The organism is Cryptosporangium sp. NPDC051539, assembly GCF_044454545.1.
In the GTDB taxonomy this organism is placed as follows: Bacteria; Actinomycetota; Actinomycetes; order Mycobacteriales; family Cryptosporangiaceae; genus Cryptosporangium.
The window spans coordinates 749391-770645 of the sequence record NZ_JBITDV010000002.1; the positions used below are offsets into that span (position 1 = coordinate 749391).

A 21255-nucleotide genomic window follows, 5' to 3' on the forward strand; every position below is an offset into this window, starting at 1 on the left:
CATGCGCCTCGCTCACGCCCGGACCGCCGACGGTGACGTCCCGGTCGTCCACCGGGACGGCCAGTGGTTCGACCTGCGTCCGTTGCACGCGGCCGTCACGCCCGCGGTGCTCGCTCCCGACGCGCTGGCCGCGATCCGGACCGCCGACCTTCCGGCGGTGGACGACCCGGCCGAGTTCGCGCCGCCGCTGACCGGCATCGGCAAGATCCTCTGCATCGGCCTCAACTACACCGACCACGCCGAAGAGACCGGTGCGACGCCGCCCGCCGAGCCGATCCTGTTCATGAAGGCTCCCGACACGGTGGTGGGCGCCGGCGACGACGTGCTGATCCCGCGGACGTCGGTGAAGACCGACTACGAGGTCGAGCTGGCGATCGTCATCGGCTCGACCGCGCGGTACCTCGACTCCGAGGAAGACGCCGTGAAGCACATCGCCGGCTACGCGATCAGCAACGACGTCAGCGAGCGCACGTTCCAGATCGAGCGCGGCGGCCAGTGGGACAAGGGCAAGAACTGCGAGACGTTCAACCCCTTCGGGCCCTGGATCGCGACCTCCGACGACGTCGCCGACCCCCAGGACCTCGAGCTGCGGCTCTGGGTCAACGGTGACCTGCGGCAGAACGGCAACACGAAGAACCAGATCTTCGGCGTCGCGCACGTCGTCCGGTACCTCAGCCAGTTCATGACGCTCTACCCCGGCGACGTCATCAACACCGGCACGCCCGCCGGGGTCGCGATGGGCCGCGCCGACGGGGCGTTCCTGCGCGACGGCGACGTCGTCGAGATCGAGATCACCGGCCTCGGCCGGCAGCGCCAGACGTTCCGGCAGGCCTGAGATGGCTGAGCTCTCGGGCCTGCGAGCCCTGGTGACCGGTGGTGCGTCCGGCATCGGCCTGGCGATCGTGACGGCCTTCCGGGCCGAAGGTGCTCAGGTCGCGGTCCTCGATCGGGCGGACACCGGCCCGGCCGACGTGGTCTACGTCCGTGCCGATCTGGCCGACGACGAGCAGGTACGTGCCGCCGTCGACACCGCCGTGGAGGCGCTCGGCGGGCTGGACGTGCTGGTGAACAACGCCGGCATCGGCGCCCAGGGCTCGGTCGAGCAGAGCACCGACGACGAGTGGCACCGGGTGCTCGACGTCAACGTGATCGGTACCGCGCGGGTGTCGCGGGCGGCCTGGCCGTACCTGCGGGAGTCCGCGCACCCGGCGGTCGTCAACACCTCGTCGATCGCGGCCACCGCGGGATTGCCCGCCCGAGCGGTGTACTCGGCCAGCAAGGGTGCGGTATCAGCACTGACCCGGGCCATGGCGGCCGACGGGATGCCGGACGGGATCCGCGTCAACGCGGTGAACCCCGGTACCGCCGACACGCCCTGGGTCGGGCGCCTGCTCGACAGCGCGCCGGACCCGGACGCCGAGCGGGCCGCGCTGGAGGCCAGGCAGCCTCACGGGCGCCTGGTCAGTGCGGACGAGATCGCCCAGGCCGCGGTGTACCTCGCGTCCCCCCGCGCCGGCTCCACCACCGGCACCGAGCTCGCCGTCGACGGTGGCATGCAGGCGCTCCGCCTGCGCCCCCGCCGCTGACCCGGTCCCGCCCGCCACGGCCTCGCCGAGCGCCGCCGGTCCGGGCGGGCTCCTCTATGGACGCCGGGCGCTCGGGACCGCCATGATGAGCGCGCGGTGGTTCCACAGAGGAGGGCCCGATGCGAAAGTCTTTCCTTCGACCCGTTGTCGCCTTCGTGATGCTCGTAGCGGTCGCAATTTTCTCCGCCCCTTCGGCTGCCGACGCGGCGGCATCCAGCACCATTTGGGGGCTCTATCAGATCATCGGCACGCAGTCGAACAAATGCATAGCTGACCCCAACGCGTCGCCCAACAACGGGGTGACGATGATCATCTGGCCCTGCCACGACCCGATGACCTCGGAACAGCAATTCTGGGCCGAAGACCACGGCGGCAACGACTGGGAACTCTGGAACAACGGAAACGGTAAGTGCCTCACCGTTCTGAATGCCTCGACGGAGAACAACGCCCCCGTCATTCAGTACGACTGCACGCTGGGCGCGAACGAAGTCTGGCGCATCAACGGCACCAACCACCGGATCGTCAACAAGAAGAGCGGCCTCTGCCTGACGGTCAAGAACGCCAGTACCGACAACGGAACGGCGCTGCTGCAATTCACCTGCAACGGCGGCGCCAATCAGGAGTGGACGTTCAGGTCAGCACCCTAGATGCGGTAGGTAGCGGCCGCGGTCCCGCCGAAGATCGCGGCTCGCTCCTCCGCGGAAAGGTCGCCGACCAGCGTTTCGGCGGCGTCCACGACGTCGTCGTAGGACGCGGCGAGCAGGCACACGGGCCAGTCGGAACCGAACATCAGCCGGTCCGGGCCGAACGCCTCCAGCGCCACTTCGACGGCGGGACGCAGGTCGGCGACCGTCCAGGTGTCCCAGCGCGCCTCGGTGACCAGGCCGGAGAGCTTCGCCACCACGTTGGGCTCGGCGGCCAGTTCGCGCAGAGCGGCGGCCCACGCGTCCAGCGAACCGGTGGCGAGCGGCGGCTTCGAGAGGTGATCGAGCACGAACCGCACGTCCGGAAGGGCGCGTACGAGTTCGGTTGCGGCCGGTAGCTGCGGCGGCAGCGTCAGCAGGTCGTAAACGAGCCCGCGCTCGCCGACCGCCCGCACGCCGCGGACGACGTCGCGGCGGAGCAACCAGCGCCGGTCCGGCTCGGCCTGCACCAGGTGCCGGACGCCGACCAGCCCCGCGGGCAGCGCGTCGAGCACGTCGCCCACGTCGGGCGAGGCCAGGTCGACCCAGCCGACCACCCCGGCGATCCGGTCGCTCGTGGCGGCCAGCGCGAGGAACTCGCGGGTCTCGTCGAGATCGGCCAGTACCTGGACGAGCACGGTCCGGTCGAAGCGCCTGGGCAGGTCCTGCGGCCAGAACGACCGGTTGATCGGGCCCAGCGTCGACAGCCACTCCTGCGGCCGCCGGGCCAGGTCCCACAGATGGTGGTGAGCGTCGATCGTCACCGCGGTACCGTGCACGCGTCTCTCCGCCCAGAGCTCGTCGGAAATCGGGACGGTCGGCCCGGCCGGCACGTCCCGACCGATCCCACCGCCGGGGAACGGTACGCGTCCGGGAGCACGGCCGCGAGCAACGGGACGCCGCGACCGTCCGGCCGACCCGCTGCTGCGCCGGGCCACCGCGGCCGCGGCGTCCGGCCGCGTTGCCCACTGTGGACGTGGTGGGCCATCCTGGTCCGGTACCTTTACGCCCCAACCGGAGGAAATTGAGTGACGGTCAGCGAGCTGGCGACGAGCTTCGATCCCTTAGGGGAGCACTACGACGACCCGTATTCGTTCTACGCCGAGGCACGGCGGGACGAACCGGTCTTCTACTCGCCGCGCCTCGACGCCTGGGTGGTGACGCGCTTCGCCGACATCGACGCGGTGATCAAGGACCCGGCGGTGTTCTCCTCGGTCAACAGCCTCCGGCCGATCCGGAGCCCGTACCCGGCGACGATCGCGGTGCTGATGAACGGGTACCCGCAGACGCCCGACCACGTCACGTCCGACGGCGAGGCGCACCGCCGGATGCGGGTGCCCTACTCCAAGTACCTGACCACGCCCGGCCGGGTGAAGGCGCGCGAGGTCGCGATCCGGAAGCGGGCCGAAGACCTCATCGACTCGTTCGCCGGTGACGGCACCACCGACCTGGTCGAGCGGTACGCGGGGCCGCTCCCGGCCGAGACCGCCGCCGAGCTGTTCGGCTTCGCGCCCGAAGACGTCCCGCTGGCCGACGCCGGCAGCCGGTCGATGTTCTCGCTCGGCAGCGTCGACCTGGACGAGGCGGAGGAGGAGCAGGTCGCCCACACGGTCCTCGCGTTCCAGAAGCTGCTGTCCGGCTACGCCCGCGACCGCCACGCCGAGCCGGCCGACGACCTGGTCAGCGCCGTCGTCACCGCGCTCGTACCGGGCCAGGAGCCGCTGACGTTCGAGCAGGAGTCCGAGCTGGTCGGCACGTTCGCCAGCACGTTCGGCGCCGCCCACATCACCACTGCCGACGGTATCGGCAGCGCACTCTGGCTGCTGCTCAGCGACCGCGAGCAGTGGGAGCTGCTGTGCCGGCAGCCCGAACTGGTGCCGTACGCGGTCGAGGAGGCCCTGCGCTTCGAGCCCCCGATCCCGGGCATGTTCCGCCGCACCACCCAGCCGGTCACGGTCGCGGGCGTCGACCTGCCGGAAGGCGCGGACGTCCTGCTCGCGTTCGCCTCGGCCAACCGCGACGAGGAGCGCTTCCCGGACGCCGACCGGTTCGACGTGACCCGCAAGCCGAGCCGCCACTTCGCGTTCGGCGCCGGTGTGCACACCTGCGTCGGTGCAGCGATGGCCCGCCTGCAGATGCGGATCGCGCTGCAGGCGCTGACCGAGCGCCTGCCCGGCGCGCGGATGGAAGCCGACCAGCACGTCGACGTGCGCAAGTCGATAAACATCCGCGGGCCGCTCGGCCTCCGGGCGAGCTGGTGAACGTGCATCTGCGCAGGACTCTGCGGTCGTAGACGTAGGTGTGGCAACCAGCCACGTGTCTACGGGAAGAAGTCAGCGATGAAGCTCGTCCGACTCGGTACCCGGGCGGTCGCGGTAGCGGCCGCCGCTCTGCTCGCCTGTGGCGTCGCCGCCGCACCCGCCGCAGCGACCGGGACGCCGAAGGGCACCAAGTCCTTGGCCGCCGTACTCACCAGCGACAAGAGCGGGTTCGATCACAACAGCAAGGACTTCGACATCGTCACCGCGGCCGTACTGGCCGTGCTCAAGGCCAAGCCGAAGAGCCCGGTCGGTGTGCTCACCGACGGCACGAAGCCGGTCACCGCGTTCGTTCCGACCGACGGTGCGTTCCAGCGTCTGGCCGCCGAGCTGACCGGCACGCACCGCTGGCCGAGCGAGAGCCAGGCCTTCAAGACGGTCGCCGGGCTGGGCATCAACACGGTGGAGGCCGTGCTGCTCTACCACGTCGTGCCCGGCGCGACGATCGACAAGGCGGCCGCGCTCAGGTCCGACGGTGCCAAGCTGAAGACCGCCACCGGCGCGAAGATCACCGTCGACGTCTACTGGCACCACCGCTGCGTCCGCCTGATCGACGCCGACCGCAACGACCGCGACCCGCGCATCGTCGCGTTCGACGTCAACAAGGGCAACAAGCAGATCGCGCACGCGATCGACCGGGTCCTCCGCCCGTCCGACCTCCCCTGACGCTCAGCGCCGCAACTCGCCACGCAGAACACTGGTAGCCGAGTGCGCGGGATCGCCGTCGAAGGCCTCGGCCGAGACGTCGATCCCGCGCCACCCGGCCGGATCCAGCCCGGCCGGCACCGGGAAGCGGGCCACCTCACCCGGACGGACCGTGCCCATCGCCTGCATCCGGGTCGTGCCCGGCACGAACATCCAGGCCTCGTAGTATCCGTTGGTCAGCGGCAGGTCCCGCACGTCGACCTCCAGCGCCAGCCGGCCTCCGGTGCGGACCAGCCGGGCGTCTCCCGTCCCGCCCGCGGATCCGATCGGCGCGAGGGTGGTCGAGGCCACCACGCTGCGCGTCGGTGCGTCCGGACGGCTGAGGTGCTGCCACCCGACCGTCCCGCCGATGCCCAGCGCCACGCCCAGGCCCAGTACCGCGCCGAGCGCACCCGCCGCCACGGCGACCGGCACCCGCCGTCGGGGTCCGGCCTTTTTCTCGACGCTGATCGGCGAACCGTCGGCGGTGGGGACCCGGGCCCGGATGGCGTCCCAGACCGCCGGAGGCGGAGCCGGCGGCCGCAGGTCGTCCTCCTCGGCTTCCCGGCCCAGCCCGATGACGTGCCGCAGCGCGGCGAGTTCCTGCCCGCACACCGGGCACTCGGCCAGGTGCGCGCGCTCCCACTCCCGGTCGACGCCGGGCGGCGGCACGTCGTCGTCGAGCGCCAGCAGGGTCAGTCGTTCAGGGTCGACGTGCCGCATCGTCCACCTCCTCCCAGGATCGGCGTAACCGGCTGACACCCCGGCGCAGGTGCGATTTCACCGTGCCGAGCGGTAAGCCGGTCAACGCGGCGATCTGCGTGTGCGTCAGGTCGTCGAAGAATGCCAGTTGCACGACCTGGCGCTGCTCCGGGCTCAGCTGGGCGAGGCGATCGGCGACGACCAGCCGGTCGAGCACCCGGTCCGGGTTCGGCTGCGCCGGTTCGGGGGGCCCGGCGGTCGCTTCCACGACCCGGGCCACCCGCTCCTCGCGCTGCAGCGCCCGCAGCCGGTCGATCAGCTGACGCTTCGCGATCCCGATCACCCACCCGGCCAGCCGCCCACGCTCCGGATCGAACGTGGTCCGGCCTCGCCAGGCGGCGACGAACGTCGCCTGGGTCAGGTCCTCGGCGTCGCTCGGGCTCGGCAGCGTCTGCCGTCCCAGGCGATACACCAGGCCACCCCACCGGTCGTACATCGCGCGCAGCGCGTGTTCGTCACCGGCCGCGAAACGCGCGGCGAGCAGCGCGTCCGGGTCGGGCGGCGGATCTCCGCCAGGTGTCATCGGCCGGCCTCCTCGACGGCGGTCATCCGTGTCTACGACCGGCCACCGCCGTTCGGATGCACCCGTCCGATTATGCGGACGCCGAGCCCGCCCGCACTTCGGCGCGGAGCCGTCCCGGCCGCCCCTCTCACCTTGCTGACGGTCGTCAGCGGAATGAGATAGCGTTCGGCCGTGGACAACGGCGAACGACCGCTCGAGACCGGGGTGCAGACCGATTTCCGGGACGCGATGAGCTACGGGGACTACCTCCGGCTGGATCTGGTCCTGGGGGCGCAGCAGCCGCTCAGCGCGCACCACGACGAGTTGCTGTTCATCGTCCAGCACCAGACGTCCGAGCTCTGGCTCAAGCTGATGCTGCACGAGCTGCGATCGGCCCGTGAACTGCTCACCGCCGATCAGCTGTCGTGGTCGCTCAAGCGGCTGGCCCGGGTCAAGCGGATCCTCGAGACGATGACCGAGCAGTGGGCCGTGCTGGCCACGATGACGCCGAGCGAGTACGGGGAGTTCCGCACGATCCTCGGGCCGTCGTCGGGGTTCCAGTCGTACCAGTACCGCGCGGTCGAGTTCCTGCTCGGCAACAAGAACGCGGACATGCTCGAGGTGTTCTCGTCGGATCCGGAGGCGCGGCAGACACTCTCGTCCCTGCTGGAGGAGCCCACGCTCTACGACGCGTTCCTGCGGCTGCTGTCCCGGCGCGGCTACCCGATCCCGGCCGGGGTGCTCGACCGGGACGTCCGGCGGGCCTGGGTCGAGATGCCGGAGCTGATCGGAGTCTTCGAGGGCGTCTACGACGACCCGGCCGCGGCCTGGGACGTCTACGAGGCCTGCGAAGACCTCGTCGACCTGGAGGACGCGTTCCAGTTCTGGCGGTTCCGGCACCTGCGCACGGTGCAGCGGATGATCGGCACCCAGCCCGGTACCGGCGGCTCGTCCGGGGTGCCGTTCCTGCGCCGCGCGCTCGACCTGACGTTCTTCCCGGAGCTCTACAGCGTCCGGGCGCGCCTCGGCGGCTGACCGTGATCCCCGACGACTTCCAGTCGGCGCCGGGCAGCACGACGTCCCTGCTCCGGACGATCGTCGGGACGTCGCTGCGGCGGATCGGCGGGTGGATCGCGGTGGCGCACCTGGTCGAACTGGCCGGCACCGTGGGGCTGCCGGAACCCCGGACCCGGACCGCGCTGGCGCGGATCAAGGCCAAAGGGCTGCTCTCGGCGCAGGTTCGCGACGGGATGCCGGGCTACGCGATCACCCCCGGCGCGGTGCCGATGCTGGAGCGCGGTGACCGGCGGATCTTCCACCCGCGGACGATGGCCCCCGGCGACCGGTGGTGCCTCGTCTCGTACTCGGTGCCGGAGTCCGACCGGGATCTGCGGCATCAGTTGCGACGGCGGCTGACCTGGATCGGGTGCGGGGTCGTGTCGCCGTCGCTGTGGATCTGCCCGGAGTACCTGACCGGCGACGTCGAGGAGATCCTGGCCGACCTGGGGCTCGCGGCCACGATCTTCCTGGCCGACTCGGTTCGCGGAGGTGCCCGGGTGGCCCAGTGGTGGGACCTGGGCGCGATCCGGGCGCGGCATTCGGCGTTCCTGGCCGGGGACTTCGGCGAACCGGGGATCGATCCCTACCGGGTGTGGATCCGGGCGCTGGACAGCTGGCGGATCATCCCGTACCTCGATCCGGGACTGCCGGCGTCGCTGCTCCCGCCCGACTGGCCCGGGCACCGCAGCGCGGAGCGGTTCCGGTCGCTGCGGGACCAGGTGCTGCCCCGGGCGCACGCCTACGTCGACGGGGTCGTCAGCTGAAGCGCGGATCGGCTTTCCGGGTGGTGCCGATTCCGGCGGCTTCGAGGGCCCGGTGCGCCTCCCGGACGGCGTCCGGGACGTCGACGTGCACGATGAAGCCGCGGCCGTTCGGGCCGTAGCCGGACTCGTCGTCGGTGAGGCGGGGGATCTCGCCCATCAGGAGTTCGATGTAGCGGCCGGTCGGCCAGAGGCCGCGGGGCGGGTCCACCGGGGCGAGGTGCCGGTCGAACGTGGTGCGGTGCGCGGCGAAGCCGACGATCTCGGTGTCCGGGGCGTGCAGGCGCAGGCAGGCGTGCATGCGCAGTTGCATCGAGGCGTCCTGGATGAGCACGACCCGGCGGCGGGGGATCCCGGCCTCGTCGAGGACCGCGAGCGCGTTCCGGATGTTGCTGCCGCAGTTGGTGGACGCGGTCTCGAGCAGGTCGGCGCGGGTGCCGTGGCGTTCGTGCAGGTAGCGGTCGAAGAGTTCGGCCTCGGTGCGGTTGTCGACGTCGTCCCAGCCGAGGTGGTCGCGCATCGCGTCGCGCAGGGCGTCGGTGGAGTGGCCCTCGCCGCCGACGATCAGGTACTTCCCGGCGACGCCGCGCCGGATCGCGGCCGCGAACACGTCGCCGCCGGCCAGGATGCTGCCGCCGAACAGGATCGCGACGTCGGCCGGCTCGGTCAGCCGATCGAGGGATTCGACGTCACGCCGGGCGCAGAAGTCGACGAGCGTGTTGAGGTGGTGGTGCACGGATCGATCATGCCCGGAGGCCGCGCAGCACGACGTCCAGGTAGTGGCGGGTGAGGGCGGGGCGTTCGTCCGCGGTGGCGTGGACGGTGGCGGCGTAGACGACGCCGCACATCAGGCGGGTGACGTCGGCGTGGGTGACGTCCGGGCGTACCGCCCCGGCGGCACGGGCGCGGTCGAGCAGTTCCGAGGCCAGCGCGTGCAGGCGGGTGACCAGCCCGGTCGTCTCCGGGAGCACGTGCGCGGAGGCCGCGAACACCGGCTGGACGGACGCGTCGCCGAGCTGGGCGTCGATGCCGGCGACGAAGAACCCGCGGAACGCGTCCCAGGCGTCGTCGGAGCCGAGCGCACGCTCGGCGTGCGCGGTCATCTCCTCCAGATGCGGCCGGGCCAGCGTCTCCAGCAGCGCCTCCGGCGTGGGGAAATGCCGGTAGACGGTGGCCACGCCGACCGAGGCGGCCCGGGCCACCTCGTTGAGACGCAGTGGCGGGGTGCACTGCCGTGCCGCGTCCACGATCTGCTGCCAGTTCTGGGCGGCGTCTTTGCGCAGGCGAGGGCTGGTCACGTGACGAGCATAACCGGATGAGTTATCCGGATGAGTGTTAGGTTGAAACGGATAGGTCATCCGAATCAATGCGAGGAGCCGGCCGTGCCGACGATCGACGTGGGTGGGCGCACCCGGACCTACACGGTGGCGACGAGCGGCGCTGACAAGCGTCTCCTGCTGGTGTTCCACGGTTCGAAGCAGGACGGCGCGGCGTTCCGGCGCTTCACCGGCAACGCGTTCGACGAGCTGCCCGGCACGGCCGTGGTCTACCTCGACAGTTACCGCAAGAACTGGAACGACGCCCGCGCGGCCAGCGCGTTCCCGGCCCGCCGGGAGAACGTCGACGACGTGGCGTTCGCGGAGGCGGTCGCCGGGCGGCTCGCGGACGGGCGGCCGGTGTACGCGGCGGGCTTTTCCAACGGTGGTGGCATGGTGATCCGGCTGCTGCACGAGCGGCCCGGCCTGCTGGCCGGAGCAGCGGTCATCGCGGCCCAGCAGCCCGCGCCCGGCAACTTCCTGCTCCCCGGCCTGCCGGTCGTGCCGAAGCCGGTACTGCTGTTCCACGGCACGAAGGACCGGATCGTGCGGTACGACGGCGGGTCGATGGCGGCCTGGGCCCGGTTCGCGTTCAAGACCGGCGGCGCCATGCTCTCGGCGCCCGCGACCGCGGCCTACTTCGCGGCCCGCAACGGCATCACGGCCCCGCCGGTGACCGTCGATCTGCCGGGCTCCGTCGGCCGGGCGGGGTCCGTCGGCCGGGCGGGGTCCGGGAAGACGTCGATGAGCCGGACCGACTACCGGGAGGACGGGCGGGCGCCGGTCACGCTCTACACCGTGCACGGCGGCGGGCACACGATCCCGGGCCGGAAGCCGTCGCCCGCCGTGATGGGCCGCACCGGGAACGCGGTGTATGCCACCGACTCGATCGTGGACTTCTTCGGATTCTGATTGACTAGAACAGGTTTCAGTCTTGGGCTCGGGGAGTGGTGCGCGTGGAACCGGTGCGGGCGGTCGCGGCCGACGACGTGACCGAGTGGTCCGACGACGTCGACGTGCTGGTGATCGGCGCGGGCATGGCCGGCGTGAGCGCGGCGATCGAGGCGGCCACCGCCGGGGCCCGCGTGCTCGTCATCGACCGTGGCGGCCGGCTGACCTGCACCAGCGCGATGGCCGGCGGCCACTTCTACCTCGGCGGCGGCACCGCGGTCCAGCAGGCGACCGGCTGGGACGACAGCCCGGCCGAGATGGCCGCCTACCTGACCGAGATGTCCCCGCAGTGCGACCCGGAGAAGATCCGCCTCTACGCCGGGGAGAGCGTCGCCCACTTCGACTGGCTGGAGTCGCTGGGCTTCGAGTTCGAGCGGTCGTTCTACCCGCACAAGGCGGTCGTGCAGCCGCAGACGCAGGGCCTGATGTTCACCGGCAACGAGCTGACCTGGCCGGTGAACACGATCGCCCGGCCGGCGCCGCGCGGCCACAAGCCGCCGTTCCCCGGCGACACCGGGGGCGGCGGCTTCGTCGTCGAGCTGGCGCTGAAGCGGCTGGACGAGCTCGGGGCCGAGGTGCGATACGACACCGGGGCCTTCGCACTGGTGCGCGCGGGGGACGCGGTCGTGGGTGCGGCCTGGCGGCGGTTCTCCGAGACCGGGTTCGTCCGGGCCCGGGGCACCGTGCTCGCGGCCGGCGGCTTCGTGCTCAACCCGGAGATGGTCGAGGACTGCGCGCCGCAGCTCGGCGCGTTGTTCACCCGCGGCATGGCGCTGGGGAACACCTACGACGACGGGCTCGGCATCCGCCTGGGCGAATCCGTCGGCGGGGTCGCCGACCACCTGGAGAGCGCGTTCTTCACGTCCCCGTTCTATCCGCCCGAGGGCAACGTGCGCGGGATCGTCGTCAACAAGCTCGGCTGCCGCTTCGTCAACGAGGACGCCTACCACTCGCGGGTCGCGGCCTACGTCTTCGACCAGCCCGATCAGGCCGCCTACCTGATCCTCGACGCCGAGACGATGGCCCGGCCCAGCTACGGCTTCCAGCCGTTCGTCGACGGGTGGGAGACCGTCACGGAGATGGAGGCGGGTCTCCGGATGCCGGCCGGAGCGCTGGAGGCCACGCTGCGGGAGTACAACGACCACGCGGCCACCGGCGAGGATCCGGCCTTCCACAAGGCCGCCAAGTACGTGGTTCCGCTCGACCACGGGCCGTGGGGCGCGTACGACCTGACGCCAGGTGCCGCGTTCTACTCCGGGTTCAGCTGCGGCGGCCTGCGCGTCGACCCCGACGGACGGCTGCTCACCGCGGCCGGGGCGGTGGTGCCCGGCGCGTACGCGGCCGGCGCGTGCGCGTCGAACATCGCGGTGGACGGGCGCGGGTACGCGTCCGGAACCCAGTTGGGCGAGGCGTCGTACTTCGGCCGGCGGAGCGGACGCCACGCCGCCCGCTGAGGCTGCCGGCACACTCTGAGGAGGCTCTTAAGTTCGCCTGCCTACGGTCGGCGGCATGAACCGGGGGCGCCACCGACATCTGCTCGCCACGCTGCTGCTGTGCGGCGCGCTCGCCGGCGTCATCGTGGCCGCGGCCGCGTTCCCGGCGGCCGGGTTCGCCGGGCTCACCGCGAAATCGGCCTCGGACGACTTCAGCGATCTTCCGACCAACCTCGAATTCCCGCCCGCTCCGCAGGCCTCGACCCTCTACGCGTCGGACGGGAAGACGCAGATCGCCGAGTTCTACGACGAGAACCGGAAGAACGTCTCGCTCGGCCAGGTCGCGCCAGTGATGCGGCAGGCGATCGTCGCGGCCGAAGACAACCGGTTCTACGACCACCAGGGCGTCGACCTCAAGGGTGTGGTCCGGGCGTTCGTGAACAACGAGGTCGAGGGCGGTGCCACCCAGGGTGCCTCCACGCTCACCCAGCAGTACGTGCGGGCGAGTCTGAAGTACGCGGCGACCAACTCCGAGGAGGCGAAGCTCGCCACCGAGGACACGGCCGGACGCAAGCTGCGCGAGATCCGGTACGCGATCGCGCTGGAACACGAGCTCTCCAAGGACCAGATCCTCGAGAACTACCTGAACATCACGTACTTCGGGAACAACGGCTACGGCATCTACGCCGCCTCGGAGGCGTACTTCAGCAAGCCGCCGTCCGAACTGACGCTGGCCGAGGCCGCGATGATCGCCGGGATGGCGCAGAACCCGACCCAGTACAACCCGGTCGCGAACGACCAGCAGGCGGCACTCGACCGGCGCTCGTACGTCCTCAACCAGATGGTGAAACTGAAGTACGTCACCGCGGCCGAGGCGACCGCGGCCAAGGCCGCGGGCCTCGGCCTGAAACCGAAGCAGTCGGCCCAGTCGTGCGAGAACGGCAACACCGCCTACGGCTTCTTCTGCGGCTGGTTCCTCGACTGGTGGAAGGCCGATCCGGCGTTCGGCTCCACGGCCGCCGAGCGCGAGGACAACCTGCGCAAGGGCGGGTACACGATCGTCTCGTCGCTCGACGTCGGCATGCAGAAGGCCGCGCAGCGGCAGGTGGACGCCGCATTGGACTCGGGGAGCCGGTTCGCGACCGGCGTCGTGCTGGTCGAGCCGGGCACCGGGCGGGTCAAGGCGATGGCGGTCAACCGCAAGTACGGCCTGAGCGGCGGCGGCACGGTCAACCCGCTGCTGTCCGGTTCGGCGGTCTCGCCGGGCTACCAGGCCGGGTCGACGTTCAAGATGTTCACCGCGCTCGCCGCGCTGCAGCAGGGCATCCCGCTCAACCACACCCTCTATGCACCGGAGCGGTACACGTCCCAGTACCCGGGCGACTGCGCGACCGGCGGCGACCGGTACTGCCCGAAGAACGCGTCGCCGGCGATGACCGGTGATCAGACGATGTCGAGCGCGTTCGGCGAATCCGCCAACACCTACTTCGTCCAGCTCGAGGAGCAGGTCACGGTGAAGTCGGCGATCGCGGCCGCGGAGTCGGCCGGGGTCGTGCTCCGCGGCCGCGGAGACCAAAACCTGGCCGCGCAGGCCAAGACCGACGACGACGCCTGGGGCTCGTTCACGCTGGGGACCGCGCAGGTCTCGCCGCTGGACATGGCGAACGCGTACGCGACCGTGGCCGCGCGAGGCGAGTACTGCACGGCGCTGCCGCTGACGTCGATCACCGACCAGGGTGGCGCACAGGTCGCGAGCGTCGCCGACCCGACCTGCCGGCAGGCGTTCAGCCCCGAGGTGGCGGACGCGGCGGCCGACATGGCCCGGTGCCCGGTAGGGAACGAGTCGCTGGTGGCGATCGCCTGCGAGCACCCCGGCGGCGGCGTGACGGCGGCCAGCGTCGGAGCGGCGATCGACCGCCCGGTGGCGGGCAAGACCGGCACGACCGACGACAACAACGCCGCCTGGTTCATCGGGTTCACGCCGAACCTCGCCGCGGCATCGTTCCTTGCCAACCCCGACAAATATGACGACGAGGTCCCCAACACCCGGATCCCGATCACCATCGCGCGGGACACCCTCTCCGAGGCCCTCACCACCCTCCCGGTCCGGAACTTCACCGCCCCCACGAACCAACTGGCGTTCGGCACCCCCTGAGGAGGGCCGGCGCGGGTGGTCCCGACGCCTGATAGACACGAGGTCATGACTGACCTGCACGTCGCACTCGACGGGTGGCACCCGGCGCCGGTCGGGGCCGAGGGACGCCTGACGGTCTGGCCGGCGACGGCCTTGGCCGCGCTGCTCGGCCGGCCGGCGGAGTTCGCCGACGGGTCACCCCTCCCGCCGTTGTGGCACTACCTGTACCTGCTCGAGACGCCCGCCCCCGACTCGCTCGGCGAGGACGGCCACCCGAGGGAGGGCCACCACCTGCCGCCGATCCCGGATCGGCGGAGGATGTTCGCCGGTGCGCGCGTCCGGTGGCACCGTCCCCTCGTTCTGGGGGACGTGATGGAGAAGCGGTCGGAGGTCGCGTCCGTACGGGTCAAGGACGGACGCTCGGGTCAGCTGGCGTTCGTGACCGTGCGGACGGAGTACCGCGTCCGCGGCGACGTGGCGGTGACCGAGGAGCAAGACCTCGTCTACCGCTCGCAGCCCGGCGGAGCCCCGCACGCGGTCGCGGCTCCGGAGGCGGAGGACTCGCCGGACGCGGACTTCGCGTTCCATGTCGGGAGCGCCGAGCTGTTCCAGTTCAGCGCGCTCACCTACAACGCCCACCGGATCCACTACGACCTCGGCTACGCCCGGAACGTCGAGGGCTACCCGGGGCTGGTCGTCCACGGCCCGCTGCAGGCGATCGCGCTGCTGGAGCCGCTGCGGCGGGCGGGCCGGGCGGTGGCCGAACTGACGTACCGGCTCGACCGACCGGCATTCGCCGGATCGGCGTTCCAGGTGGTCGTCGACGGCGAGAGCCTGACCGGCGGGACTTCGATCGGCACGCCGTCGATCACCGGGACCGCCCGATGAACGACCTCAGCGAGGAGGAACAGCTCGTCCTGGCGACCGTGCGCGAGTTCGTCGACCGCGAGGTGAAGCCGGTCGTCCGGGAGCTGGAACACGCGAACATCTACCCGGAGAGCCTCATCGAGCAGATGAAGCAGCTCGGGATCTTCGGCCTCGTGGTCCCGTCGCCGTGGGGCGAGGCTCCCGTGTCGATGCCCTGCTACGCGCTGGTCACGGCCGAGCTCGCCCGCGGCTGGATGAGCCTGGCCGGTGCGATGGGCGGGCACACCGTCGTCTGCACGCTGCTGTTGGCGTTCGGGACGCGCGCGCAGCAGGACCGGTACCTGCCCCGGCTCGCCACCGGAGAGCTACGGGCGACGATGGCGCTGACCGAGCCGGGCGGCGGCTCCGACCTGCAGGCGATGACGACGTCCGCCCGCCGCGACGGGGACGGGTACGTGATCGACGGGGCGAAGACGTGGATCACGAACTCGCGCCGCTCCGGGCTGATCGCGTTGCTGTGCAAAACCGATCCGGCCGCGCGACCGGGGCATCGCGGGATGTCGATCCTGCTGGTGGAGCACGGTCCGGGGCTCACGGTCTCGCGCGATCTTCCGAAGCTCGGGTACAAGGGCGTGGAGAGCTGTGAGCTGGTTTTCGACGGTTACCGGACGCCGGAATCGTCGTTGCTGGGTGGCTCCGAGGGGCGTGGATTCGCGCAGATGATGAAGGGGCTGGAGACGGGGCGGATCCAGGTCGCGTCCCGTGCTCTCGGCGTCGGGAAGGCCGCTCTGGAGGACGCGCTGCGCTACGCGCAGGAGCGGGAGAGCTTCGGGAAGCCGATCTGGAAGCACCAGTCGATCGGGAACTACCTGGCCGACATGGCGACGAAGCTGAGCGCGGCCGAACAGCTGATCCTGTATGCGGCGCGCCGGTACGAGACCGGGGAGCGGTGCGACCTGGAGGCCGGGATGGCCAAGCTGTTCGCGTCCGAGACCGCGATGGAGGTCGCGCTCGACGCGGTGCGCATCCACGGCGGGTACGGGTACTCGACCGAGTTCGACGTCGAACGCTACTTCCGCGACGCGCCGCTGATGATCGTCGGCGAGGGGACGAACGAGATCCAGCGCAACGTGATCGCCGCCCAGCTGGTCGCCCGCGGCGGGCTGTCGTAGCCGGCCCGTACCGGGGCGGCGGTGGAGGCCGGGGTCAACCACGTCGACACCGCGGACTTCTACGGCCCGCACGTGACGAACGAGATCATTCGCGAGGCGCTGGCTCCCTACGGTGACGGCCTGCACGTCGTCACGAAGGTCGGGTCGGTGCGGGGACCCGGCGGCGAATGGCTGCACGCGCGGTCGCCGCGGGAGCTGCGGGAGCAGTCCGGGACGCTGGACGCGGTGGCCGCGCGCCTGGAGGTGTCGCCGAAAGTGGTGGCGCTGGCGTGGCTGCTGCAGCGGTCGCCGAACATCCTGCTGATCCCGGGAACGTCGTCGGTGGCGCACCTGCGCGAGAACCTGTCGGCCGCGACGCTCGAGCTTCCGGCCGATGCCCTGACAGACCTGGACGCCATCGGGTAGAACAGGTTCTATTCTGCCGAAGGAGCCGGGATGACGACCTACGACGTCGCGGGACGACCGGTGACGATGCCGGTGCAGGTCAGGGATGCGTCCGCGGGGACGGTCCTGTTCGACGTGAACGCCGCCGCGGCGGCCGCGCTGATACCGCCCGAATTCGAGATCGTCGAGAGCGCGCCGGGCCGGGGCCAGCTCGCGGTGGCGCTCGTGGACTACCGCGACAACGACCTCGGCGCCTACCACGAGGTCGGGCTGATGTTCTTCGTGCGGCCGCGGTCGGGCGGCGAGGACGGCACGTTCATCACGCGCCTGCCGGTGGACCAGTCGTTCACCTGCGAGGCCGGCCGGAAGATCTGGGGCTTCCCGAAGTCCGTCGAACGGATCGACGTCGAGAACACCGAGACGTCGAGCAGCTGGACGCTGTACCTGGACGGGGAGTTCGCGGTGCGGGTGCGGGTGCCGCGCGGCGGCAGCGACGAGATGCCGCCGTCGCCGATGACGGCGTACTCGCTCATCGGCGGCGTGCCGCACCGCACGACGTTCACCCAGGGCGGTGCCGGGTCGCAGGTCGTCCTCGGCGGCGAGGGCGTCGAAGTGACACTCGGCTCGCACGTGGTGAGCGCCGAACTCGCGGCCCTCGGGCTACCGGGCGCGCCGGTCGTGCTCAGCTCCTGGATCGAGCGGATGCGGGCCACCTTCGACGACGCTCGGTCGTTGAAGGACGGGGCGTGACGGAGCAGGCGACGAGCGGGTGCGTTCTCGTCACCGGCGGCACCGGATTCGTCGCCGGGCACGTCGTCGAGCAGTTGCTGGCCCGGGGCTACGACGTCCGGGCCAGCGTCCGGAGCGGGGCCGGTCCGGCGAAGAGGGCCGGGCTGCGCGCGTTGAGTGCTGAATACCCGGGCCGGCTCGAAGTGTTCGAGGCCGATCTGCTGGTGCCGGGGGCCTTCGACGCCGCCGCGGACGGGTGCCGGTACGTCTTCCACGTCGCCAGCCCGTTCCTGATGCCGGAACAGATCCGGGACCCGACGCGTGACGTGCTCGATCCGGCCGTGATCGGGACGCGCAACGTGCTGGCGGCGGTCTCGCGGAGCCCGACCGTGACCCGGGTCGTGCTGACCTCGACCGTCGGTGCGATCTTCGGCGACTACGTCGACGTGGACGGCGTGCTGTCGGAGCGGTCGTTCAACACGACCAGCACGCTGGAGAACAATCCGTACCACTACGCCAAGACCGTGGCCGAGCGGCTGGCCTGGGACGCGGTCCGGGCGCAGGACCGGTGGAGCCTGGTCACGATCAACCCCGGGCTGATACTCGGGCCGTCGCACACGTCGGCGTCGGACTCGGGCAGCGTGTTCCTGATGCGCGAGCTGATGAGCGGGTACTTCTTTTACGGCGCGCCGGGCTTCAGCTTCACGTTCGTCGACGTCCGGGACGTCGCGACCGCCCACGTCCGCGCGGCCGAGAACGCCTCGGCGTCCGGGCGGTACATCCTCGCGCGCGAGGAGATGGTGTCGTTCCTGGAGATGGCGCGGGCGATCCGGGAGCGCTACCCGTGGCGGCTGCACCTGCCGCGTCACCCGGTGCCGGACGTCGCGGTACGCGTTCTCGGGCCGCGGTTCGGGCTGACCCAGGACTACATCTCGAAGCACCTCGGCATCCGTTTCACGGTCGACAACCGGCGGAGTGTGCGCGAGCTCGGCATCGAGTACCGCCCGGTCGCCGAGACCGTGCTCGACCACTACGAGTCCTGGCGCCACCACCGCGAAGAGCACCCGGCTCGCTGACGCGCAGCGCCGGCAAGCTCGTCGGTCCGCGAGGCCCCAGCACCCCCGACCCCAGCACCCCCGACCCCGGCCGCCCCCGATCCCGGCCGCCCCCGATCCCGGCCGCCCCCGATCCCGGCTCCTGTGCCCCCGGCGGCCTCCGCGCCCCCCGGTGGCCCCGTGCCCAGTCCGGTGGCGCCGCGTCCTGCCCGGTGGTGCCGCGCCTCGGTGGTGCCGCGCCCAGTCCGGTGCCCCCCGCGCGCAGGCCCGCTGCGGCCCACGCCGAGCGTTCACGCAGAGACGCGGCCTGCCGCCACCGCCCTACGTCGGACGGAGGACCCGCACCCGTTTGCCGGCCGGCAGAACCACCGCGTCTCCGACGCAGCCGGCCGCGCAGCCACCCACGCGCCCGCGCCCAGGAACCTCGTCCCAGAACCCCGCCCGAGAACGCCGCCCAACCCGCGCGGCAGGCGGTCAAGAGATCGACGAACCGACCGCGCGCACCGGCCCGCCACCGAGATCGACAACGACCGGAGCGAGGCGCCCCCGCCACGACCGGACGCCCATGGCATGATCCAAATGGCCTAGTACAACCGTGCCTCCGCTAGGACAGAAAGGAGTCCGATGATCGCCACCCTCACCGTCAGCCGGCACTCCGACGTGCCCGTGTACCGGCAGATCGTGTCGCAGGTGACGCTCATGATCGAGATGGGCCTGCTGACCGACGGCGAGCGGCTACCGGGCTCCCGGCTGCTCGCGAGCAACCTCGGCATCAACCGCAACACGGTCGCCCACGCCTACGGTGAGCTGCGCGAACTCGGCCTGATCGAGCCGCGGGGACGCAACGGCATGGTGGTCGTCGGCGGCCGGGACGCCCGGACGTCGTCCGAGGCGCGCAACCGGGCCCGGGAGATCCTGGCGACGGCCACCCGCGAGTGCCTGCGGCTCGGGCTGACCGCGAGCGAGATCCGCGACCTGGTCGGCGGCCTGGCCGCCTGGGAGGCCGAGCAGGCGCTCGACGTGGTGTTCGTCGAGTGCAACGCCGAGCGCGCGGAGTACTTCGCGGCCGAGCTCACGACGCGGCTCGGCGTGCCGGTACAGCCGCTGTTGCTGGGCGCGGCGGCACCGGCCGAGCCCCCCGACCTGGTGCTGACGACGTTCTTCCACCTGGCCGAGGTGCGCGGGCGGCTGCGGGGCCCGTCGACCGACGTGGTGGCGATCGTGGCGGCGCCGCACCTCCAGACGCTGGTGCAGATCGCCCAGGTGCCGAAGGACCGTACGGTCGGCGTCCTGTACTCGACGACGGATCAGGCCACCGCGATCCGGGACTCGCTCGCCCAGGCCGGGGTCACGAACATCGAGGTGCTGTCCGGCGCCGACGACCTCCGTGGCGCCGACCTGGTGGTGGTGCCCAGCGAGATGCCGGAGCTGGCGCGGAGCCTGGAAGGGCGGGTCCGGGTCATCGAGTTCGGCAACGTCCTGGACGCCGCGTCGGTCCGGATGGCCGCCGAAGTGATACGCGACCTCCAACTGGCCAAGGCTGTGGCATAGTTCTCCGGCATGAGTGGCACACCTGGCTATGACGAAATCGCCGGACGTCTGATCCGCTACAGCCCGGGTTTCGCGCCGCGGGTGATCACCCGGGCCGCGGGCTCGTTCGTCTACGACCGGGACGGCACGGCGATCCTCGACTTCACGTCCGGGCAGATGAGTGCCGTACTGGGCCACTCGCACCCCGACATCGTCGCGGCGGTGACGTCGTCGATCTCGAACCTCGACCACCTGTTCAGCGGCATGCTCAGCGAGCCGCTGGGCGAGTTCGCGGCCCGGCTGACCGGGACGCTGCCCGCGTCGCTCTCGAAGGTGCTGCTGCTCACGACCGGGGCCGAGTCGAACGAGGCCGCGCTGAAGATGGCCAAGGTCTTCACCGGGCGCTACGAGGTCGTGTCGTTCGACCGCTCGTGGCACGGCATGACGGCGGGCGCCGCGTCGGTGACGTTCTCGGCCGGGCGTCGCAGCCTGGGGCCGGCCATGCCGGGCAGCCTGGTGCTCCCGACGCCGGATGCCGCCCGTTCGCCGTTCCGGCACCCCGACGGGTCGCACGACTGGCAGACCGAGCTCGAGTTCGGCTTCCAGCTGATCGACCGGCAGTCGTCCGGGAGCCTCGCGGCCTGCCTGATCGAGCCGATCCTGTCGTCCGGCGGCCTGATCGACCTGCCGGTCGGGTACCTCGCACGGCTCACCGAGCTGTGCCACGAGCGAGGCATGCTGGTGATCCTCGACGAGGCGCAGACCGGCCTCGGCCGCACCGGCACGATGTACGCGTTCGAACGTGACGGGGTCGCGCCCGACCTGCTGACGCTCTCGAAGACGCTGGGCGCGGGGCTGCCGGTCGCGGCCGTCGTGACGTCCGCGGAGATCGAGCAGGTCTGCCACGAGCGCGGTTTCCTGTTCTTCACCACGCACGTCTCCGACCCACTCGCCGCGTCGGTCGGTCTCGCGGTGCTCGACGTCATCGAACGCGACGGTCTGGTGGCCCGCGCCGCGTCGCTGGGGGCGCGGCTGCGTCAGCGCCTGCTCGACCTCGGCGAGAAGGACGACACGGTTTTCGACGTCCGGGGGCGCGGGTTGTTGCAGGGCGTCGAGCTCGCCGGGGAGTCGGCGGAAGCCCTGGCCGCGGCCGTGACCGAGGAGTGCCTCCGGCGCGGGCTGCACGTCAACATCGTCCAGCTGCCGGGCATGGGCGGGGTGATCCGGATCGCGCCGCCGCTCACGATCAGCGACGACGAACTCGACCAGGGCGTGGACATCCTGGGCGCGGCGATCTCCGCGGTCGGCGGCCGCTAGGCGGAGTTGCCG

At 71.4% G+C, this 21255-nt stretch carries 21 protein-coding genes and 1 pseudogene; 17 read left to right on the top strand and 5 right to left on the bottom strand.

Translation table 11 applies throughout. The annotated features are described in order from the left end of the window. Position 1: 1 nt before the first annotated feature. From ACIBZJ_RS09480 to ACIBZJ_RS09490, 3 genes are all read left to right on the top strand, one after another. Positions 2-835 (top strand): fumarylacetoacetate hydrolase family protein, encoded by an 834-nt coding sequence (locus ACIBZJ_RS09480; RefSeq protein WP_395927409.1) that lies wholly within the window; start codon positions 2-4, stop codon positions 833-835. Position 836: 1 nt separating this feature from the next. After that, a complete protein-coding gene (locus ACIBZJ_RS09485) occupies positions 837-1586 on the top strand; it encodes an SDR family NAD(P)-dependent oxidoreductase (RefSeq protein ID WP_395927411.1) in 750 nt (249 codons plus the stop codon). A gap of 119 nt (positions 1587-1705) precedes the next feature. Next, positions 1706-2233, top strand: coding sequence for an RICIN domain-containing protein (locus ACIBZJ_RS09490; protein WP_395927413.1), 528 nt, complete (start codon positions 1706-1708; stop codon positions 2231-2233). Here the strand turns inward: ACIBZJ_RS09490 and ACIBZJ_RS09495 are convergent. Beyond that, entirely contained in the window at positions 2230-3033 is an 804-nt protein-coding gene (locus ACIBZJ_RS09495; protein WP_395927415.1) for an amidohydrolase family protein, read from the bottom strand. The two genes, ACIBZJ_RS09490 and ACIBZJ_RS09495, sit on opposite strands and share 4 nt — an antisense overlap. 264 nt (positions 3034-3297) lie before the next feature. Between ACIBZJ_RS09495 and ACIBZJ_RS09500 the strand changes: the two genes are divergently transcribed. Together ACIBZJ_RS09500 and ACIBZJ_RS09505 are read left to right on the top strand one after the other, a co-directional pair. After that, positions 3298-4530, top strand: coding sequence for a cytochrome P450 (locus ACIBZJ_RS09500; protein WP_395927417.1), 1233 nt, complete (start codon positions 3298-3300; stop codon positions 4528-4530). 78 nt (positions 4531-4608) lie between these two features. Next, on the top strand, positions 4609-5253 hold the full coding sequence (locus ACIBZJ_RS09505) for a fasciclin domain-containing protein (RefSeq protein ID WP_395927419.1): 645 nt from the start codon (positions 4609-4611) through the stop codon (positions 5251-5253). Positions 5254-5256: 3 nt separating this feature from the next. Here the strand turns inward: ACIBZJ_RS09505 and ACIBZJ_RS09510 are convergent, their stop codons facing one another. Continuing rightward, positions 5257-5994 (bottom strand): anti-sigma factor domain-containing protein, encoded by a 738-nt coding sequence (locus tag ACIBZJ_RS09510; RefSeq protein ID WP_395927421.1) that lies wholly within the window; start codon positions 5992-5994, stop codon positions 5257-5259. Continuing rightward, on the bottom strand, positions 5975-6556 hold the full coding sequence (locus ACIBZJ_RS09515; RefSeq protein ID WP_395927423.1) for an RNA polymerase sigma factor: 582 nt from the start codon (positions 6554-6556) through the stop codon (positions 5975-5977). The genes ACIBZJ_RS09510 and ACIBZJ_RS09515 overlap by 20 nt, the downstream gene beginning before the upstream one ends. 228 nt (positions 6557-6784) lie before the next feature. Between ACIBZJ_RS09515 and ACIBZJ_RS09520 the strand changes: the two genes are divergently transcribed. Beyond that, complete coding sequence (locus tag ACIBZJ_RS09520; protein ID WP_395927773.1) at positions 6785-7570, top strand: tryptophan 2,3-dioxygenase; 786 nt, start codon at positions 6785-6787, stop codon at positions 7568-7570. 2 nt (positions 7571-7572) lie between these two features. Beyond that, a complete protein-coding gene (locus tag ACIBZJ_RS09525; protein WP_395927425.1) occupies positions 7573-8358 on the top strand; it encodes a PaaX family transcriptional regulator C-terminal domain-containing protein in 786 nt (261 codons plus the stop codon). On the opposite strand, the gene ACIBZJ_RS09530 is transcribed toward ACIBZJ_RS09525, so the two are convergent. Then, positions 8351-9091, bottom strand: a complete 741-nt coding sequence (locus ACIBZJ_RS09530; RefSeq protein ID WP_395927427.1) for a YdcF family protein — start codon at positions 9089-9091, stop codon at positions 8351-8353. The genes ACIBZJ_RS09525 and ACIBZJ_RS09530 overlap by 8 nt on opposite strands. A gap of 7 nt (positions 9092-9098) precedes the next feature. Next, positions 9099-9653, bottom strand: a complete 555-nt coding sequence (locus tag ACIBZJ_RS09535) for a TetR/AcrR family transcriptional regulator (RefSeq protein ID WP_395927429.1) — start codon at positions 9651-9653, stop codon at positions 9099-9101. A gap of 84 nt (positions 9654-9737) precedes the next feature. On the opposite strand from ACIBZJ_RS09535, the gene ACIBZJ_RS09540 reads away from it, so the two are divergent. The 10 genes and pseudogenes from ACIBZJ_RS09540 (at position 9738) to ACIBZJ_RS09585 (ending at position 21243) form a co-directional block, all read left to right on the top strand. Beyond that, a complete protein-coding gene (locus ACIBZJ_RS09540) occupies positions 9738-10583 on the top strand; it encodes an alpha/beta hydrolase family esterase (RefSeq protein WP_395927805.1) in 846 nt (281 codons plus the stop codon). 38 nt (positions 10584-10621) lie between these two features. Beyond that, complete coding sequence (locus ACIBZJ_RS09545; protein WP_395927431.1) at positions 10622-12076, top strand: FAD-binding protein; 1455 nt, start codon at positions 10622-10624, stop codon at positions 12074-12076. A 55-nt stretch (positions 12077-12131) separates the two neighbouring features. Continuing rightward, the gene (locus tag ACIBZJ_RS09550) at positions 12132-14210 is read left to right on the top strand and encodes a transglycosylase domain-containing protein (protein ID WP_395927433.1); all 2079 of its coding nucleotides are present in this window, start codon (positions 12132-12134) and stop codon (positions 14208-14210) included. Between the two features lie 45 nt (positions 14211-14255). After that, positions 14256-15077, top strand: a complete 822-nt coding sequence (locus ACIBZJ_RS09555) for a MaoC family dehydratase N-terminal domain-containing protein (RefSeq protein ID WP_395927435.1) — start codon at positions 14256-14258, stop codon at positions 15075-15077. Then, positions 15074-16228: an acyl-CoA dehydrogenase family protein gene (locus ACIBZJ_RS09560; protein WP_395927437.1), complete on the top strand. Its 1155-nt coding sequence runs from the start codon at positions 15074-15076 to the stop codon at positions 16226-16228. The genes ACIBZJ_RS09555 and ACIBZJ_RS09560 overlap by 4 nt, the downstream gene beginning before the upstream one ends. Before the next feature lie 18 nt (positions 16229-16246). Further along, a pseudogene (locus tag ACIBZJ_RS09565) lies at positions 16247-16633 on the top strand (aldo/keto reductase); the annotation flags it as partial. A gap of 30 nt (positions 16634-16663) precedes the next feature. Beyond that, on the top strand, positions 16664-17362 hold the full coding sequence (locus ACIBZJ_RS09570) for an acetoacetate decarboxylase family protein (protein ID WP_395927439.1): 699 nt from the start codon (positions 16664-16666) through the stop codon (positions 17360-17362). Then, a complete protein-coding gene (locus ACIBZJ_RS09575; protein WP_395927441.1) occupies positions 17359-18417 on the top strand; it encodes an SDR family oxidoreductase in 1059 nt (352 codons plus the stop codon). The genes ACIBZJ_RS09570 and ACIBZJ_RS09575 overlap by 4 nt, the downstream gene beginning before the upstream one ends. 603 nt (positions 18418-19020) lie before the next feature. Next, a complete protein-coding gene (locus tag ACIBZJ_RS09580; protein WP_395927443.1) occupies positions 19021-19947 on the top strand; it encodes a GntR family transcriptional regulator in 927 nt (308 codons plus the stop codon). A 9-nt stretch (positions 19948-19956) separates the two neighbouring features. Then, a complete protein-coding gene (locus ACIBZJ_RS09585) occupies positions 19957-21243 on the top strand; it encodes an aspartate aminotransferase family protein (RefSeq protein WP_395927445.1) in 1287 nt (428 codons plus the stop codon). Positions 21244-21255: the final 12 nt, after the last annotated feature.